Source organism: Oleiphilus sp. HI0117, assembly GCF_001635235.1.
On record NZ_LWGA01000230.1, the window covers coordinates 1 to 1,132 of the forward strand.

Here is a 1,132-nt window from a genome sequence, read left to right on the forward strand (position 1 = left end):
ATAATGTTCCAGTATTGTTAATTAATACAAATTGTGGGCCAAGCCAGAAAAACAGCTTATAAACAATGCTTTGGATGTGATTGAACAAACTATTGACGCGATTTGTTGCGTTGCGGCTTGCCGGTTCGTCAAAAAAATGTCTCAATATTCGGCCTCTAAAGGCCGTCACGGCAGTGCGTCGCCACTTGCTTCGTCGATATTCTCAACATATTGATAGAAATAGCGCCTTGAACCGTAGATAATAGCGAAAATTTTTGAAAACCCATTTATTAGTTTTGGAGCACTTTCTGAGCAATGCGCTTAAAGTCCATTAAGTTAGCCGGATTTAAATCTTTCGTAGATGCGACGACGGTTCCTTTTTCTACCAATATGACCGCTATCGTTGGGCCTAACGGGTGTGGTAAATCAAACATTATCGACGCTGTTCGTTGGGTGATGGGTGAAAGTTCGGCAAAGAACCTTCGTGGCGAGTCGATGACTGATGTTATCTTTAATGGCTCTACCGGTAGACAGCCCGTCGGACAAGCATCGATCGAGTTGTTGTTCGAAAATCAGGAAGGCAAGCTGAGTGGTGAGTATGCTTCATTCACTGAGATATCAATAAAGCGGAAGGTCACAAGAGAAGGTAGCTCTCAATACTACTTAAATGGCACTAAGTGCCGAAGAAGAGATGTTACTGATATTTTCCTCGGTACGGGAATGGGGCCTCGATCTTACGCAATTATTGAGCAGGGGATGATATCCCGCTTAATCGAGTCCAAGCCTGAAGAGCTTCGCGTATATCTCGAGGAAGCAGCAGGAATATCCAAATATAAAGAGCGTCGCAGAGAGACAGAAAACCGTATGCGTCGAACTCAGGACAATCTTGATCGCTTGGCCGATATTCGTGAAGAACTTGGTAAGCAGCTTCAGCACCTTAAACGGCAAGCAAATGCAGCTGAACGTTATACTGAATTCAAGAAAGAAGAACGTCTACTCTCTGCAAAACTTCATTTTGTATATTGGGATCTTCTCGATCAGGACCTATCGGGCAAGTCCGATCTGTCTGTTAAATATGAAAAAGAAATAGAAGATGCCGTTATTGCTAAGAATAGCAATGAAAACAAAGTGGATGTGCTGCGTACTGAACTTG

General features: G+C 43.1%; 1 protein-coding gene. It reads left to right on the forward strand.

Going from position 1 to position 1,132, the window contains the following annotated elements; translation table 11 throughout:
- Window positions 1-294: 294 nt before the first annotated feature.
- Window positions 295-1,132: chromosome segregation SMC family protein (locus tag A3757_RS02865; RefSeq protein WP_156506134.1), on the forward strand; the 838-nt coding region annotated here is incomplete at its 3' end.